This is a genomic window from Sulfurovum aggregans (assembly GCF_055385215.1).
In genome coordinates, this window is sequence record NZ_AP042387.1 from 2,039,710 (window position 1) to 2,057,337 (window position 17,628).

At 38.8% G+C, this 17,628-nt stretch carries 15 protein-coding genes; 1 reads left to right on the forward strand and 14 read right to left on the reverse strand.

The genetic code is table 11. The features are described from left to right. Positions 1 to 52: 52 nt before the first annotated feature. A complete protein-coding gene (gene rseP / locus ACZ48W_RS10335) occupies positions 53 to 1,108 on the reverse strand; it encodes an RIP metalloprotease RseP (protein ID WP_464828323.1) in 1,056 nt (351 codons plus the stop codon). A 123-nt stretch (positions 1,109 to 1,231) separates the two neighbouring features. Between rseP and ACZ48W_RS10340 the strand changes: the two genes are divergently transcribed. After that, positions 1,232 to 2,344: a hypothetical protein gene (locus ACZ48W_RS10340; RefSeq protein ID WP_464828324.1), complete on the forward strand. Its 1,113-nt coding sequence runs from the start codon at positions 1,232 to 1,234 to the stop codon at positions 2,342 to 2,344. A 29-nt stretch (positions 2,345 to 2,373) separates the two neighbouring features. Here ACZ48W_RS10340 and ACZ48W_RS10345 read toward each other — a convergent pair whose 3' ends face one another. The 13 genes from ACZ48W_RS10345 to pgsA all read right to left on the reverse strand — a co-directional run bounded on the left by ACZ48W_RS10345 (position 2,374) and on the right by pgsA (position 17,584). Next, entirely contained in the window at positions 2,374 to 5,427 is a 3,054-nt protein-coding gene (locus ACZ48W_RS10345; RefSeq protein ID WP_464828325.1) for an efflux RND transporter permease subunit, read from the reverse strand. 9 nt (positions 5,428 to 5,436) lie between these two features. Beyond that, complete coding sequence (locus tag ACZ48W_RS10350; protein WP_464828326.1) at positions 5,437 to 6,543, reverse strand: efflux RND transporter periplasmic adaptor subunit; 1,107 nt, start codon at positions 6,541 to 6,543, stop codon at positions 5,437 to 5,439. Further along, positions 6,536 to 7,720: a TolC family protein gene (locus tag ACZ48W_RS10355; protein WP_464828327.1), complete on the reverse strand. Its 1,185-nt coding sequence runs from the start codon at positions 7,718 to 7,720 to the stop codon at positions 6,536 to 6,538. The genes ACZ48W_RS10350 and ACZ48W_RS10355 overlap by 8 nt, the downstream gene beginning before the upstream one ends. Positions 7,721 to 8,045: 325 nt before the next feature. After that, positions 8,046 to 8,369 (reverse strand): hypothetical protein, encoded by a 324-nt coding sequence (locus ACZ48W_RS10360; RefSeq protein ID WP_464828328.1) that lies wholly within the window; start codon positions 8,367 to 8,369, stop codon positions 8,046 to 8,048. Positions 8,370 to 8,536: 167 nt separating this feature from the next. Further along, complete coding sequence (locus ACZ48W_RS10365) at positions 8,537 to 9,277, reverse strand: metal ABC transporter permease (protein WP_464828329.1); 741 nt, start codon at positions 9,275 to 9,277, stop codon at positions 8,537 to 8,539. Then, a complete protein-coding gene (locus ACZ48W_RS10370) occupies positions 9,268 to 10,149 on the reverse strand; it encodes a metal ABC transporter substrate-binding protein (RefSeq protein WP_464828330.1) in 882 nt (293 codons plus the stop codon). The genes ACZ48W_RS10365 and ACZ48W_RS10370 overlap by 10 nt, the downstream gene beginning before the upstream one ends. Before the next feature lie 9 nt (positions 10,150 to 10,158). Then, complete coding sequence (locus tag ACZ48W_RS10375) at positions 10,159 to 11,400, reverse strand: porin family protein (RefSeq protein ID WP_464828331.1); 1,242 nt, start codon at positions 11,398 to 11,400, stop codon at positions 10,159 to 10,161. 207 nt (positions 11,401 to 11,607) lie between these two features. After that, positions 11,608 to 11,898 carry a hypothetical protein gene (locus ACZ48W_RS10380; RefSeq protein ID WP_464828332.1) on the reverse strand — a complete coding sequence of 97 codons (291 nt, stop codon included), beginning with the start codon at positions 11,896 to 11,898 and terminating at the stop codon, positions 11,608 to 11,610. Between the two features lie 69 nt (positions 11,899 to 11,967). Then, positions 11,968 to 13,101: an OprD family outer membrane porin gene (locus tag ACZ48W_RS10385; RefSeq protein WP_464828333.1), complete on the reverse strand. Its 1,134-nt coding sequence runs from the start codon at positions 13,099 to 13,101 to the stop codon at positions 11,968 to 11,970. Between the two features lie 79 nt (positions 13,102 to 13,180). Continuing rightward, positions 13,181 to 13,405 carry a FeoA family protein gene (locus tag ACZ48W_RS10390; protein WP_464828334.1) on the reverse strand — a complete coding sequence of 75 codons (225 nt, stop codon included), beginning with the start codon at positions 13,403 to 13,405 and terminating at the stop codon, positions 13,181 to 13,183. A 4-nt stretch (positions 13,406 to 13,409) separates the two neighbouring features. Next, on the reverse strand, positions 13,410 to 15,533 hold the full coding sequence (gene feoB, locus ACZ48W_RS10395) for a ferrous iron transport protein B (protein WP_464828335.1): 2,124 nt from the start codon (positions 15,531 to 15,533) through the stop codon (positions 13,410 to 13,412). 269 nt (positions 15,534 to 15,802) lie between these two features. Continuing rightward, positions 15,803 to 16,927, reverse strand: a complete 1,125-nt coding sequence (locus tag ACZ48W_RS10400; protein WP_464828336.1) for an OprD family porin — start codon at positions 16,925 to 16,927, stop codon at positions 15,803 to 15,805. Positions 16,928 to 17,023: 96 nt separating this feature from the next. Then, positions 17,024 to 17,584 carry a CDP-diacylglycerol--glycerol-3-phosphate 3-phosphatidyltransferase gene (gene pgsA / locus ACZ48W_RS10405; protein ID WP_464828337.1) on the reverse strand — a complete coding sequence of 187 codons (561 nt, stop codon included), beginning with the start codon at positions 17,582 to 17,584 and terminating at the stop codon, positions 17,024 to 17,026. Between the last annotated feature and the right edge of the window lie 44 nt (positions 17,585 to 17,628).

A 17,628-nucleotide genomic window follows, 5' to 3' on the forward strand; every position in this document is an offset into this window, starting at 1 on the left:
TCTTTATGCATTTGAAATTATAGGGGATTCTGAAACAAATTCAGAATGATGTTTAGCCCCAAAGTCTATTAATATCATTATACAGTCCTAATAGCATAAGACTGATGAGCATTGCCCAACCTACCAGTGTGATGTAGTACATGGCATTGTCACTAGGTGCTTTGCCGCGTATCATTTCATAGAGGTTAAACATAATATGTCCTCCATCCAGTGCCGGAATAGGAAGAAGGTTAAGTACCCCTAAATTGACTGAAATGAGTGCAGTAAAGAAAAAGAGGGCTAAAATACCAGCAGAACTGGCTTGTGCAGTAACATCTACGATGGTAATGATACCACCCAGTTTATCTGTACTGACAACACCAGTAATGAGTTTTTGTACACTTTTAAAAATAAGAAGACTTGCTTTTTTTGTCTCTTCCCAGGCATAACTGAAACCATCTGTGAAACCATAATGAACCGTTGTGACCTGTCCTGCTAAAGGAGAGATACCGATAATTCTGCGCGTGATCTTTTCACCGAACATATTTTGGTCATCAATGACTTTAGGTCTCAACTGCAGAGAGATCAGTTTCTGCTCCCGTTCTACAATGAGTGAAATATCACCTTTGCTTTCATTGATATGCTTACCTATCTCTTCCCAATAAAGAATATTGTCACCATTGATCTGGATAATTTTATCTTTTGTTTGCAGTCCCGCCTGAAATGCAGGTGTATCTTTACCAACTTCACCTACATAAGCCAGGAGCTTGGGGACACCCATATAGGAGATCGCCAGGTAGAGTAGAAATGCCATTAAAAAGTTTGCAAATGGGCCGGCAAGAAGAATGATGATACGCTGCCATGGTTTTTTAGCAGTGTAACTGTCATCATCATAACTTATTTTTGTCGGGTCTGTATCATCCTGACCTTTCATCTTCACATATCCTCCAAGGGGGATAGCGGAGAGACTCCACTCTGTTCTTCCTATTTTTTTTGTCCAGAGACGTTTCCCGAATCCTATACTGAATACATCTACCTGTACACCAAAAAAACGTGCAGCAGTAAAATGCCCCAGTTCATGAAAAAATATTAGTACCGATAAGACCAGAAGTGCAACTAAAATACCCATAAAATTCCTAAATAATTTTTATGTAGATTATATCCAAGTGTATTGAAAAGTTGATATAGATTAAACATTTATGAAATAAATTTGATAAAATATAAGACAAGCATGATGTTGAAAGGATGCAAAATGAAAGAAAAGAGTGAAATCATAGAAAATTCTGAAAATGAAATCCGGGAAGAGAGATTGGAAACCATAGCAGAAAACAGTTCAGAAACAGATGCAATAAAAGAAATGGAAGAAGAGACGGAAGAGGATACAGCAACAGAAGAGAATCCGGAAATTGAAAATGAAATCGTTTCCCAGATCAAGAATATGAAAAAACATGATGCTGCCAAATTACTGGTTCAAAAAGCAAAAATAATTGTTCAGGAAGCTGAGAAGCAGATGGAAGCATGCAAGCTTCTGCTCTCTGATGACCTAAAAGGCTATGATGAAGCCAAACATGCGCTGAAAGAGGGTGGTCTTGAAGCAAGTGAAGCATTGCTGCTGGAACTGGGATATAGCAATGATGAAGAAGAGAATATTGAAGAAGAGACTGTGGTCTTTGAGGCGAAGGAAGATCTTGAGCCTATTATTCTTCATGATGTTCCCAGCGGTAAATTCACAGGTTTCCTTTTTGCTCTGATCGGCGGTGTTGCTACATTGGCAGGATTGATCTATCTGGCAACAGAAAAATTGGGTGTTACACTTGATATGACGAAAGTACCTTCATATGATACGATAAGCCCGATCTTGGGCTGGTTCAGTACGCTTTTTGGTGCAAAACCGGATGCATTTCTCGGCGGGGCTTTTGTACTTTTTACAGTGCTTGCTGTTATGGGGATCATTTATGCTGTCCGTGTGGGTATTCAGGGAAGAAAAAATCTTGATTTTGCTACCAAACAGCTTGAAGAAGCGGAAATATATACTGCACACAAAGGCAACTGTAAAGAGGAGATGGATAAGGTAGATGCACATATTCAGGAAGCAATCAGAACGCTTAAAACCTACCAGATCCTCTTCAATGAACAAAAAGGAAAACTTCAGAGGATTCTGTATATTGAAGGAGAGAAAGAAGTACCTTCCGAATATCATGAAAAATCTATTTTGGAGATGAGAGATACTCAGGCATTGATCAATGCTATTCGGAATTTTATGGCTACACCAATGTCCGAAGAGGGAAAACTTTCAGGTAAAAGTACACTCTTTTTACATAGTGCCAAAAACAAAATGCAAAAGATGATCGAAAGACTTTACTGATCTTCCGATCATCTATTCAAGAGAATGGGTTAGGGTACTTTTTTCCTGAAAAAGAGTACATAAAGACCTGGTAAAACCAATAATGTTAATATGGTTGAAGAGATGATCCCTCCTGTAACCACTACAGAAAGCGGATATTGTATCTCGCTTCCTACACCTGTGGCATAGAGTAGCGGGAGGATACCGAAGAGTGTTGTGAATGCTGTCATGAGGACGGGTCTAAGACGCAGAAGTGTTGCATTTTTAACCAAGTCTATCGTTTTGATATCAGGAAACCTCTTACGCAGTTCATCGATAAAAGATACCAGTACGATACCATTAAGTATGGCAATGGCAAAAATAGCGATGAATCCTACAATGGCAGATACACTCAAGTACTCCCCGCTGACCACTAATCCTACGATACCGCCAATGAGCCCCAATGGAACACCCAGAAGAATAAGTATAGCTTTTTTAAAGGAGTTGAATGCCGTATAGAGTAAAAGCAGAATAAGAAGGAATGTCACAGGAATGATCATTGCCAGGGTTGCTGTGGCTTCCTGCATATTCTTGAAGTCACCTGCCCACTTGATGTAATATCCGTCCGGGATCGTGACATTCTGTATGATCTTTTCATTGGCTTCCTCAACGAAACTGGCAATGTCCCGATCCTCAACCTCCATAGAGAGTACCATATAGCGACTCAAATCTTCACGTTTGATGAATGCCGGTCCCTGTACGACAGAGATATTACAGACTTCCTGCAGTTGCACCACTTTACCGCTTTTTGAACGTAGCAGTAAGGTTTTGAGGGATGCGATATCTGTTTTGGCATTGAGCAGTTTTGCTACGATTCCAAAGCGTTTGACACCTTCTATCTTTTGTGTGACGGCTTCTTCACCGACACCGTAGCGGATCACCTGCATGACATCATCTACACCCAGACCATAGCGGGAAAGTGCCAAGTAGTCTGGTTTAATGTTGATCTGTGCCTGTCCTAGCTGTGTTTCAACCTCTGCATGATCAAGTCCTTCTATACCTGAAAGTGTTTGAGAAATCTGTGCAGCAATGCTACTCATTACTTTCTGGTCTTCACCATAGATCTTAACGGCAAGTTCTGCGCTTACGCCTTCAAGTAACTCTTCTATACGCATGGCTATAGGTTGTGTAGAGATAAACTGTAAATAGCTAAATTTCTCTTTAAGCTTTTTGGTCATCTCCTTATCTAAGGCTGATATCTCCTTGAAGTCCGGGTTTAGCGTTAAAAGTACTTCCATATAGTTTGCTTGCGCTGTCTCCCCCTTTTCACTTCTTCCTATCATACTTAGTACGGAAAGTACTTCATTTGGATAGGTCTCAAGTATAAATTTCTCGATGGCTTGTGCATTGTCAACACTTTGTGTGAGAGCGGTCCCTGGGATGGCAATCACTCTGTACATGATCGTCTCTTCATTGAGCTCTGGCATAAATTCCCGTCCTTGTTGGGAGAGTAATCCTGCCAATACAAGAAAGAGTAAAAAAGTAATAGTCACTATTTTTTTTGCATGATGCAAGCAGAAGACAAGCATAGGTGTATAAAATGATTTAATGGCTGTCATCAAGGGACTATTTGCATGTTTTCCCTGTTTTAGCATCATATAGGAGAGTACAGGTACCAACAACAGTGCTACTGCAAGTGAACCCAACATAACAAAAACAATGTCAAGTGCCATAGGAGTATAGAGTTTTCCTGCAAGTCCTTCTAAACTCAATAATGGGATGAATACAGTTGCGATGATAAGTAGGGCAAAAAGTACTGGTTTTGCTACTTCAGCCGTTGCTTTGGCAATCACTTCAGCTCTAGACATATTAGGATTATCATGTAAAAGCCTGAAACTATTTTCCACTACTACGATAGTACCATCGACTATCATCCCTATGGCGATGGCAAGACCACTTAAACTCATAAGGTTTGCAGATATACCATACTCTTGCATCATTAAAAATGCGATGAGTAGTGAGATAGGCAGTGAAATGATCACAATAAATGCTGAGCGTAACTCAAACAAAAAGAGAAACAAAATAATGGCAACAAGCACAGAACCAGTCAAAAGTGCATTTGTCATCGTGCTTACTGCTTTATGTGTAATTTCTGTTCTATCGTAAATCACCTCTAAACTTACACCTCCGGGAAGTGCTGCGTTCACCAAAGGCATCTTAGCCTTAATGAGTTCTACCACTTTGGCTGCATTGGTACCAGAACGTTGGAGTACCATACCGAAGACTCTCTCTTTACCATCTACACTTACTGCACCAAAACGAGGTGCTTTGCCCTCTTGTACTGTAGCAACATCTTTGATGGTGACTGTTTTTGCTTCTTTGGTTCGTATAATTGTATTACGTATGTCATCCATTGTTCCATAAAGGCCTGCACCTCGTATAAGGTATTGTTCTTTATTGAATTCCAGGTATTGGCCACCTACGGACTGGTTACTTTTTTCCAGCGCTTCTATGACTTCATTGTACGTGACATCTACAGACTGTAAACGTTTGGGATCTATAAGTACTTCATATTGCTTTTCAAAGCCACCCCAGGAAATAACTTCTTCCACACCATCTACAGATTTAAGCAGTGGTGCTACAACATACTCTTGTATTTGACGCAGTTGGCTTACTGTGTGTGTTTTATTACTATCTTTAAGTGCATACCAAAGCACTTGGCCTAGACCTGTCGTATTTGGACCCATGACCGGTGTTCCCCAGCCTTGAGGGATGTCTACCGTATTGAGCCGTTCTGTTACTAACTGACGTAACAAATAGGTATCGTACTCATCTTCAAAAAAGATAGAAACGTAAGAGAGCCCGAAGATAGAGTTTGAGAGTATCATCTTCACACCCGGCAAGCCGGACATGGATGCCTCTATAGGATAAGTGATGAGTTTCTCAATGTCTTCAGCTGAGTTTCCCGGACTTTCAGTATAGATCACTACCTGTTTAGGTGTAATATCCGGAAAAGCATCTACAGGTATATTTTGATATGCTTTATATCCAAATCCGGAAATAGCGATAAAGAGTGCGAGCATGAGAAATTTATACTGTATAAGTATTTCAAAAAATCGTTTCATAGTACGCTCCTAGTGACCGTGTTCGCCAAGTGAAGATTTGAGTATCATAGACTTGACAAAATATACACCTTCACTGACGTACTCTTCATCTGCTTTGATACCCTCTACAGCTACATAGTCACCAGTATATGCGATGATTTTGACGACTTTTGGGCTATATGGAAGCTCTTCATGTTCATCATGACCTTCTTCATCATGCTTTTCTTCATCATGTCTTTCTTCTTCCTGTTCATCATGATGCTCTTCAACAAATACTACCCATTCACCTTGAAAAAGTGTCAAAGCACTCTTTTTAACCATCATGACATCACGATAAGGCGCTAGTGAAATTTCTATTTGTGTGTAGGCACCAAGTAGGAGATTTTCAGGACTTTTTTCTATCTGAAACAGTACTTTTGCACGTTGTGTCTCTTTGTCTATGTGTGGCAGTAGTTGTATAAAATGACATGGATACTGTTTTTTTGCAACGCTTAACCATCCTTTGGTCTGAGCTGATACTTTCATGGCATCTTCTACCCCAAGATAGGCGATAGCATAGTATCCGCTTTGACTGACCAATGTCATTAAAGATGTTTTCGCATCTACATTACTGTGAAGTGGAACCAATATTCTACCCACTACACCATCGGCATGTGCATAGAGTATAAACTGATCTGTTGCTTTAGTGAGTTTTGATGGTGTAATACCCAATGATTCCAATTGTGAAGCTAAAGCATTTTGTTTAGAACGTATCTCTTCTAGCGCTATAATAGAGTTACTCAGATCATTTTTCGAAGTTAGTCCCTTTTTATAGAGCTTTCTAGCTGTGCTCAACTGTTCTTTTGCTGCTTTTACTTGCTGCAAAAGTGCTATATATGTGGCACTCATCTTAGAGAGTTCTATGGACTCAATAAGTACGACTTTATCACCCGATTTTACTTTTTCTCCAGCTTTCACAAAATAGGCTTCCACATGTCCGGAAAGTCTGGAGACGATTTCTTGTTTCTGATCAGAGAGTTGGGTAATTTCAGCATTGGTTTGTATGATTTTTCCTAAAGGTCTCATCTGTGCATGTTCCACTGTGATTTGATTTGCCAAACCCAATAGTGGTAATAGCAATAGTAAGTATTTAGTCATTGTATTGTCCTTGTAAAAAACGTAATTGTATTTTTTGATTGTTAATCTTTTTTTGTGTCTGAAGCAGTGATTTCCGTGTTTGTATGAGTCTGCTTTTTGCATTCATCAGTTCAAAAAGTGAGCCTTGAGCTATTTGATATCCTTCTTTGAGCAGTGCGCTCAGTGTTTGTTGTTCTTTTTGAAGCACTTTTAGCGAGTGGTATTGTGCAGAGAGTTCTTTTATAGAAGCTTTCAGCATTTGTTTTTGTGATTTCAGATCAAGAGAGAGCTGTGCGTTATCTAGCTTTAACTGTTGCATTTTCAACTTAGCTAAGGTCTTCTCTTCTTCTTTGTTGTGTCGTACAGGCAAGGGGAGAGAAACACCTAATCTCAAGATAGACTGGTCAGGTTCTTTTTCTATACCGGCAGAAATCTCATAGCTGTTAAAGCGACTTTCACTCATACGTATCCTACTTGCATAGAGTTTCTCTTTGGCCAATAATATTTTCTGTTTTGGACTTAACTTAGATGACTTTTTTGTCTTATGAGAAATAGAGTAGATAAACTTTTTTTCTAAAGAGACCTTCTTGTTAAATCCTGCTATCGCTAAGAGTTGATAGTAAAGCGTTCCTGCTTGCTGTCTGGTAGTGTGCATCTGTGTTTTAAGTGTCAGTGTTTCCGTTTTGGCTTGCAAGTATGCTACTTTGTTCTCTGATCCATTTTCATAGCGTTCTTTTACCATAAGAGTCACTCTGTTTGAGAGTTTGTACTCTTGTTGGAGCAATGAGAGAAGCTTACTTTGATAGACATACTCCGTATAGAGTTCTTCAAGTGTTTTAATGTATCCCGCTTTTCCCTGGGCTACGTAAGCTTTACGAAGCAGGGTAGAAGCATAGGCTTTATCTCTAAGCCCATCCAAATAATTTTCAGTACGGACAGTTTGTGATATACTGACACTGTATCCATATCTGGAAGAGGAGAAATCGGGATCATATTTCCCTACTTCAAGGTTCAGTGCAGGGTTTTCGGTTCTTAAAAGTATATTATTCTCTTGTTCAGTGGTTTGAAGTGAGAGGGCTTGACTTTGTAGTATCTTTGAGTGTTTAAGTGTATGTTTTTTAAACTTTGTATAACTCATTCCAAAAAGAGTGAGAGAAAAAGTGAAAAAAAGAATGATGGTTTTTTTAAAATTCGGCATTTAGTGCCTCACTGTACTGAATTTCACACAAATCATTTAGTGATTCGCTGCATGGTATTTTAATACTTGTAATTCTTGTCATGGTCTATTTCCTATATGTATATTGTTGTTTTCATTCGAGAGTGTACAAAAATCTATTGCTTCTTGAAGTGGAGACTGCAGTCCCACTTAGAATCTATATGCAGTGTATATATTTACGCCAAAAGAAGCATAATTAACAAAGGAATAAATTTTTTTGAGCAAATAAATTTTTGGTGGAACTAAAGGCTCCACTTCCAAATATTTTTATATAGTTCCTTTAGAGAACTATGGTGTATTGAAAATGTTAAACAATAGGAGGTTTTATAGTAGTCTCTTTAAAAGGAGGGTGGTAGAGAAGTATCTCTTGTGTTGGTTGTTCGTTATGTGTTAAAGTATCAAAGTCTATGTTTGGTGTATTAAGGATAGCCATAAAATGAAAGAGGTGATGCATGTCGCATAAGTCGCCACACTCATCAGCAATATTTTTCTCCATCACATACTCTGTAAGTGTATCATGATGACACTCATTTTCCATAGCAATGATAGAGGCATGTGTAATATTGAAAAACAGTGACAGTAATAATAAAAGCTTTATTATTTTTAATTTCAATACTCTACCTTTTTCCATTTGTTTCATTATAGCTTAAAATATATAATTTGGAAAGACTCTTAGGTTTTGAACTGATTCATCTCTATGCAACTGAAGAAAGGAAGTTTTCAGGGAAAAAAGTATACTTTTTTTGCACTATGTAAAAAGTACAATATAAAAGATGCCTGAAAGACGTTAATAGTCTTTCAGGCACTAAACACTAAAGCACTCAAAACACCTATGAGAGAAGCAATGAACACGATAGTATATCCTGTAGGCAAGTCAAAAAAATAAGAGAGTATCATCGATATGATAATGATCAATGAACCAACTATCCATGCGAAAGGTAATTTTATAAATTTTGTCTGAAGCAAAGATAAAAATGAGGGAACAATTAAAAGTACAAAAACCACCAATACCCCTGCAAGTTGTACAGATGATGTCACTGTCAATGCCAAAAGTCCAAAGAAAAACATCTCCTTGGCTATCCCTGATAGCTTATGGTGAAAAAGAAAGAAGAGCATAGCAATACCACTATAAAGAATCAATGGTTCCCATAGGTCGGTTGCTATCGTAAAAAGTATATCTGTTGCTTGAAGCTTATTAAAGAGTTCTGTTCCTTGTGTGGTATTGGAAAGTAGCACAATAATGCTACTCGCCCCCAATGCATACAGCATACCAATAAATGCTTCAATATGTTTTACACGATATGTAGCCGCAGAGATAAGCAAAGCCCCAATAAGTGCAAAGAGCAATGTTAAAAGAAAGGTATATCCTCCCTCAAAAAACAACAAACTCACTGCTACACCAATAGCAGCGAATTGACCAATGGCAAGATCGGTGAATATTACCCCTCGTTTGATGATCTCCAGCCCAAAGATCGTATGAATGAATACCAGCAGTATCGCCAAGGCGAATGCCGGCCATAAAAGAGTGATTAGTGACATAGTCGTTTGGCTATGGTTTCATAAAGTGCTTCCAAAGTCTCTGTGTCTTTGATACTGCCTACATCATGAGGAATGACAACGACTTTTGCACCTGTTTTAGAGGCAATGAACCGTGCCGTTTTTTTCTCATGATATGGATCTTGCAAAATAGTTTTGATCTTTTCTTTTTGCATTTTCTGTATCAATGCGAGGGTATGCTTTGAACTGGGTGCGATCCCTGGAAGCGGTTCGATGGTGGCTACAGCATGTATATCATAGCGTTTTAGCAGATAGTTGTAAAGTTCATGGTATTGTACGACTTGTTTGCCTTTGCATGCTTTCATCTGTCTGTCAAATGTGTTGAGAAATGCATGCCATCTGCTGATGAATTGGCTAAGGTTATGCTGATATGCTGCCTTGTGAGCCGCATCTAAACGTGAGAGTTTCTGTGTCAGATATTTTGCAATAGGAATGATGTTGTGTGGATCAGTGTCGAAGTGCGGATTGCCCTCTGGATGGACATCCCCATAGGCACGGGAAACAGCAGTTGGTTTATCTATCAGTGCGATGGCATGGCTGGCATCTACAAATCCTTCTGTGCCTATGCGTACTTTAGGGTTATTCGCACTTTTAAGTAAGGGAGGTAACCAGCCTATTTCTAGTCCTGCCCCATTGGCTACGATCATATCAGCCCGTGCAATGGCAGGAATGAGTGAAGGTTTGGGGATGATGAAATGTGGATCAAATTTAGGCGAAGCCAACACTTTGACTTTGACATTGTCTCCCCCGACAGCTTGTACGATCTTTCCCAGGTAAGGATAACTTGCGACAACGTTGAACTGCGCAAATGACATAGCCGAGAATAATATAAAGATAAAGAATGTTTTTTTCATGTTGTACTCCTAAAATGCATGTGCGCCGTGTGCGCCTGTTTCAACAGTAAATCCCAAGAGGATCTCAGAAATATTTTTGCGCTCATCATTGCTACCGAAGGCTTTCGATCTATCGTATGTGTACTGTAGTCTGAATTTTGTAAATTCAAAGGGTTTATACTCTACCATGGCCGTATATCGGTCAAGGTCGTCGGGTTGATCGGAGATATTTTTAAAGAGATCGTCATAGCGGATACCTGCTGCCCAGTTCTGGTCATACTGATAGATCAGTTGTGTATAATATCCTGCCTGTTTTTCTCTACCGTTCTCTGTTTTTTTATCACGATAGAGTAGTTCAGATTGCCATAAAAGATTGCTGTAGCTGTCCAGAGCAGTTTTTATGGTCAAGTCAGCGCCATATAGGTTCGTATCGTGTCCATCTTCGTTTTTACCGTGTGCGATGGAAGTACCTGCTAACAGGGTTGTAGTATCGGTTATGTCCATACTTCCTTTGAGGTAGCCTATATAGAGGTTGTTTTTTTCTGTATCTCCAAAACTGACATTGTTGCTGCCTTGTAAAGCTTCAAGTCCAGCCATCATATAGGTATCGGTAGGGAGTACCCATTGGAGCTGTGCACCTGCATCGTTGATCCCCTCTCCGCCGAGGAGTGCTTCGTAAACAAGCGGTTTTGATGTAAACTTCCATGCATGTTGATGGATCGCATTGATACGGCCAAATTCACTTCTGAATTTTCCGACTTTGGCACGAAGACCGTAAGGGAATGTTCGGGAAGTAATGTATGCTTCTTCTATCTCGAATTCATCTGGACTAAGATGGAAAATGGCATCTGCATCAAAATAAGGACCTACGGTCGAATGCAGGGCAAGTTCCGCATAGTTAAAGTTAAATCCACGGTTCCTGTTAAAAGGGATCTCGCTCTCTTCGTTGGGATCGTATTCGCTAAATCCCGGGATATAATAGGTTTCATATGTGCTGTTGTCTATATTTCTTCCGACAGCTGAACCGTCCAGGATCAATGCAATGTCAGGCAGAAATGATTTTTGATCAAATGTTGCAGAAGGTGCTTGTGTGGTTTTATTAGTGTTTGCAACTGTCTCTATCTGTTTTTTTTCAAGTTCTTCCACGCGTTTTTGCAAGGCTTGTGTTGCGTGTATCTGTTTGGCTAATTGTGCTTTGAGTTGTGCCAGGTCGCTTTGTGCAAAAAGTGTTGCAGAAGCAGCCAGGGACAAGAAGATCATTTTTTTTGTCATGGGTCTTTTCTCCTAAAATAATTAAAATAATGGAACCCTCTGATTATTTTACAAATTTATCATCTGTCTTATTCTAAATTTATACCCAAGGGCATTTCCTTCGGGCATTCAGAAATCCCTATAGTGGATACTGTAAATATCCTTGGGATGTAAGTTCAAGATGATGTGAAGCTCATCAGAGAGTTTAATGAAGTTGATGTTTTTGTTTTATCTGTTCCAGAAGAAAAAAGGAGGTGCTTGTGCGTTAAAACCTTTTGCAATGGTAAAGTAGAGAATAGTTTCATAAAATATGATCTGTTCAAAAACAGTATTCCAAACTGCAGGTAGAATGCCAGGCTCAGGCATATCCCCACTATGAAGATTTTTAACGACCACACATACTTTACAATCAGCATGAGATTCAAGTGCATCATGATGGATATGCGTTGCTCCCAGATAGGAAGAGAACAGGTAGAAAAAGAGGAGAAAACGTATGATGTGTTGTTTTAGCTGTCTCACAAATTTCTCCTGTTTTTTTGAAAGTATATTCTATTTTTTATTTATTATGGATTGAAGTGTTGTGATAGCTTAAAATATATAATTTGCAAAGACCCTTAAGTTTTTAAATGAATCTTCTCTATCGTCTATGTCGCTATAGATCGCAGAAAAATTTAAACTGTCGTTATATTTATATGTTGCGATGAGGTCATATTCATTTGCATCATCCTTTGTACCATTGCTATGTACATCTGCATTTGCAGTTAAAACAAGACCCTCTAATCCGATTACAGAAGCATCCCACTCCAGTGTATAAAGTATGTCGTCTCCATCATGTCCTGCTTCTGACAGGGTATGGTGTTCTGCATTGCTTACAAAAGGTCCACCACCAAAAAAGTTTTCTGCTGCTCTGCCATCTGTTTTATTATAGGCAATAGATGCTGTTAACCCTGTACTTTTCAAACCGAGAGAGCCACTGAGCCCATAGATAGTTGATCTTGTAGCATCATCATAGTCTTGTAAAGCATATTGAGCAGTAATACCATAGGTAAGGCTATCTGTTTCTCCCTCATAATTTGCTTCCAGGTAGGTTAATGTAGCAACCTTATTGATATTGTAAAACCACCCTGAAAATGTAGTGTTTTTAACTCCTTCATAGGTAAGTCCCAAAATCTGTACGCCATCATTTCCATTGATCTCTGTAAAACTGCTTGGTGCATCACTGTCTACGCCAGACCATTTTTGGACTTGAGAGAAAAACAGGGTTGTATCGGGTATATCTTTGTTGATGAGAGTGAAAGCTTCAAAAGTATTGGGTACCATACCTACATCATCACTGTCAGCAAAAGGTGTTTCCAATGTTTGTCGTCCTATGATGAATGTTGTATTGCTATAGGTTCCTTTCAGGTAGGCTTCCGCCAAAGTAGCATAGTTATCATTGTTTTCATCAAAAAAGGGTACACCTTCAAAATTTTCCTTTCCATTTCCCTGGGAGGTAAAAAGCGTTGCACCGACCTGCAGACTATAATAAGATGCTGTTTCCATATGAAGTTTTAAGCCAACAGCAATTTCATTATCTGATTGTTCTCCTATTTGGTTACTCTGATAACCGACTCTTACAGAACTTTCATATTTTGCATTGATTAGGGCATCTGCCAGTTCGTTACTATAAATACTAATACTCATTATCATTAAGAATATAATGCTTCGCTTCATTGTTTTCATTTTTATTCCTTTTATTAGTATATTTTTGGTGTATTGGTATCACAAGGATATTTCCCGGGATACCACGTACACTGCGAATCTATTTTTTTTCTACTTCTATTTTGGCTGCTTCATCTGCTCTAACTGCAATGAGGGTGGAACCTACTTCTATCTCCATGGTTTGTTTGGCAAGAGAACAGCCTTTAACAAGAAGCTCTTCTCCTCGCATTACACCAAAAGAGCTGAAACGGTCTCGTAGTGCTTTATCTGCATTGATCTTAATGATTACTGCTCTGTCGCCTTTTGTTAATTCACTTAGTTTCATATGGTTATCCTCCTGTTATCATTAATGTTACTCTGTATGCTATAAAGCTCAATGTCCATGCCGTAGCAGAGGTCATAACAAATAGATAGACCAGGTATTTCCAGCCTCCGGCCTCTCTGGTAAAGACCATAGAAGCTGCCAGACAAGGAAGATAGATCATCACAAATACGATAAATGCAATAGCAGAAGCAAACGGAATGTTCTCTTTGATCTGTGCTATTAGACCTTCATTCCCTTCATCTACTTCATCCCCTAAGGCGTACAGTACTCCCAGTGTTGAAACTACTACTTCTTTTGCTGCCAGTCCGGCTTCAAGTGCTACTGACATACGCCAGTCAAATCCCAGTGGAGCGAAGAATGGCTCTGAGGCATGTCCTATTTTCCCCAAATAACTCTGTTCAAGCAGAAGAAGAGAGAGTTCATTGTTCAACTGGCTTTTTATATCGTCATTCAAGGCTTGTTCTATCTTTGTTTCATACTGAGCTTCAAGATCATGGTTCTTTGGATAGTTGCTTGCAAACCAGACAAGTACAGAAGCTGCCAGGATAAAGGTACCTGCTTTTTTGAGGTAAGATTTAGCCTGACCATATACAGTATGCCAAATGAGTTTGAGTGAAGGCAGACGGTACTTTGGCATCTCCATTACAAATGGTTCATCCTCCCCTTTAAAGACAAACATTTTTAGTGCTTTTGCCATTAAAAGACCTAGTATAGCCCCAGAGATATAGATGATGAACAGGATGTTCCCTGCTTGCTCCTGACCAAAGAAAGCCCCAGCAAAAAGTACATAAATAGGCAATCTTGCACCGCAACTCATAAATCCTATGATAAAGAGGGTGATGAGTCTGTCTTTCTCATTTTTAAGGGTTCTTGCTGCCATGTAGGCTGGTACTGAACACCCGAATCCTGTGACAAGCGGGATAAAACTTTTCCCGTGAAGCCCAAATTTATGGAAGAACCCATCAAGTAAAAATGCCACACGACTCATGTATCCTGTAGTCTCCAGCAAAGCGATACCAATAAAAAGGATAACAATATTGGGTAAGAACATTATAACAGCACCTACACCGCCTATCATTCCATCTGCTACTAAAGAGCCTAATTCGCCATCACCAAGGATAGTTTTAGCCTGATCTCCAAGCCATCCAAAGGCTGCATCAATGTAGTCCACAGGGATGGACCCTACTTCAAAAGTAAGCTGGAAAAGTCCCCACATAAAGAAAAGGAAAAGGGGAATACCAAGTATTTTATTGATGAGCAGGTTATCTATCTTTTGTGTAAGGTTTTTAGCTCTCATTGATTTTACAGATATGACTTCCATTTTTGCACCTTTAGCAAACGCAAAGTGTTCATCTGCAAAAATCTGTTCCAGATCTTTTGTGCCATTGTGTACATAAATGTGATTGAGAGCTTCTCTTACGATAGGAAGTAACTCTATCCAGATTGGTTCATCATGCATCTTTTTATATACATCTTCATCTTCTTGTAAAAGTTTTACTGCAAGATGACGGTAAGGAAGTGTACTTTTGTAGTTTTTTTCTTTCATGAAGCTGACAATATGGGCTATCTCTTCTTCAATAGGATCAGAATAAACTACTTTAGAAGAAGTTTCTTCTTTTTCAAATACTTCAATAATAGCTTCTTTAAGTGCATCTATTCCCTCTTTAGTGGCAGCTGAGGTTTTGATACATGGTACACCCAAGATAGCAGAAAGTTGTTTCTCATCTATCTCAATACCCTCTTTTTTTGCCTCATCACTCATATTGAGTGCAACAACAACTTTTTTACCTGTTTCCAGAAGTTGTGTAGTAAAGAGTAGATTTCTTTGTAAATTGGAGGAGTCCACAACATTCACGATGATATCATACTCATCACTCTGTAAAAAACTTTTGGTAACCTTCTCTTCGATGGTATATTCTGTAAGTGAGTAAGCACCAGGCAGGTCTATGATATGTACTTCATAATCCTTACAAGCTACTTCATCACAGATGTTAAATACTACTTCTGTTTTATCAACCGTTACACCAGAGAAGTTTCCTACTTTAAGCTTGGCATTGGAGATAGCATTGATCAGTGAGGATTTCCCTACATTAGGTTGACCTGCAAGTGCAACTATAATCGGTTTCATGGATTATATATCCTTATATTTATTTAGAAGTAAAAATGAAAGTAATTATCATTAAGCTTTCTTTAGGAGTAATTTACTCTTTTTATTCTTAAACTATGTTAAATTGATATGCATTATCAATAAAATATTGCAATTTCTGAATGATTGGAAAATTTGGAGAATATTTTTATATGAAAAGTAGAGAAAAAAATCAGAAATTAGTGTATCCCCAAACACTCTCCCGTGAGGAGAGTAATGTATTCAAAAGTTTGGGAAATTACATGTTTGGATTAAAATTTATAGGTAGCTATCAATTCAAGGGCATTAATGTCATCACCTGTACCATAATCAGTGTTGGAGTAAATAGCATCTACAGAAATACAATCAGTGATTCCATATCCTAAGATAACATCAATTTCATGACCTTCGTCATTACCTTGATCATATTCATAGTAAGCATAACTAGCTGTTGCAGAGACACCACCGAACTCTTTAGCTGCTTCTATTTTGAATGCGTTACCTACAGAGTTTGAAGTAAATGTATTCCAAGAACTTGTATAAAGTGAATCTCTTCCTACAAATCCTACAGTGTTGTCAGATACATTCTCATATGCTGCCATTAGATCAAATCCTGCAGCGGATCCAGAAGCCTTAAGACCAACTGCTGTAGAACTGTCAGCAGAATCCCAATCAGTATAAATGAATTGTCCGGCAAGTTTTACACCGGAAAAGTCCATACCGGCATCTGCATATACTTGTGTATAATTAAATGCATCTACATTATAGTACCAAATACTTGCATCAAAGGCATCACTGTAGGCTGCACCAAGTGTCCAGTTGTTTCCATCACCGATATCAGTTAAATCTATAAATTGGTAACCGCTGTTGTTAGGTCTCCATTTAGCAACATAAGAAGCCACTACAGTAAGATTTGAGATAGATTTGTTTACTAATGTATAGGCTTCAAAACTTCCTGGAGCCAATAACCAGTCAAAACCACCCAACATTGGTGTATCAAGTAATTGACGTCCAGCTACCAATGTAGTGTCAGCAAAAGTTGCTGTAATGTTGGCAACATTGAAGAAACCATCAGTTTCTATACCTTCCATGTAGTTGTCATCGATAAGATTTGTAAATCCAACAGCAGTGAAGTTTGCTGTGATACCATCCATGATCTTATGTGATACATCCAAAGTTACAGCTGCACCAAGAGCGCTACTTGCATTATCAAAAAGACCTACTGCATCATCTGTATAATAATAAAGCTGTGCTTTTCCGTTGATCGTTGTATTACTGTTGCAAGCTTCTGCTGCTACAGGTGCCTCAACAACTGGCTCTACCGGAGCGATGTCTCCGCCTGCAAATGCAGAACTTACAGCCAATGCTGCTACTAAACTTAATTTTGTGAATTTCATATCTATTCCTTGTTTTAAATTGAACAGGAAAATAGTATCATAATAGTTAACAACAGATAAATGAATGAGTGGTTAATTTTTAAGCAATTAAACTTTTTACTGAATTGGAGCGTTTTTAAAAAAGTCTCTGACATATTCATAACCGGAATAAAGGGTAAGAACAACAGCTGTCCATAAAAGGATCTCTCCCCCCGGCCACTGCATCAGCAGAAAACCTATGGCGATCATCTGTACTACTGTTTTAACTTTTCCCATCCAGGAGGCTGCAATATTCAGGCCCTGACTTACAGCTGAAACACGTAATCCTGTGATGAAAAGTTCACGGGTAATGATGAGGAAAATCGCCCAGGGAGAAGCAGTACCCAGCATCATGAGACCCAGAAAACCTGCAAGTGTCAGCATTTTATCTGCCAGGGGGTCAAGTATGGATCCCAGTACGGTTACCTGATCAAAGGTTCTTGCGATATACCCGTCAAAAAAATCTGTAGCAGAGGCAAGTACAAAAATAAAGGCTGCAAAGTAGTTGAGCCATGACTTATGTATACCTTCAAATATAGATGCGTCCTGATTTACCAAAAAGAGGAACATCACAGGAGCGAGAAGAAGGCGGATAAATGCTAAAATATTAGGAACATTTAAAATTTGTGATTTAGTCATTGTTGCTCTGCTCCTCTCTTTATATAAATATTCATCTTGTTCTC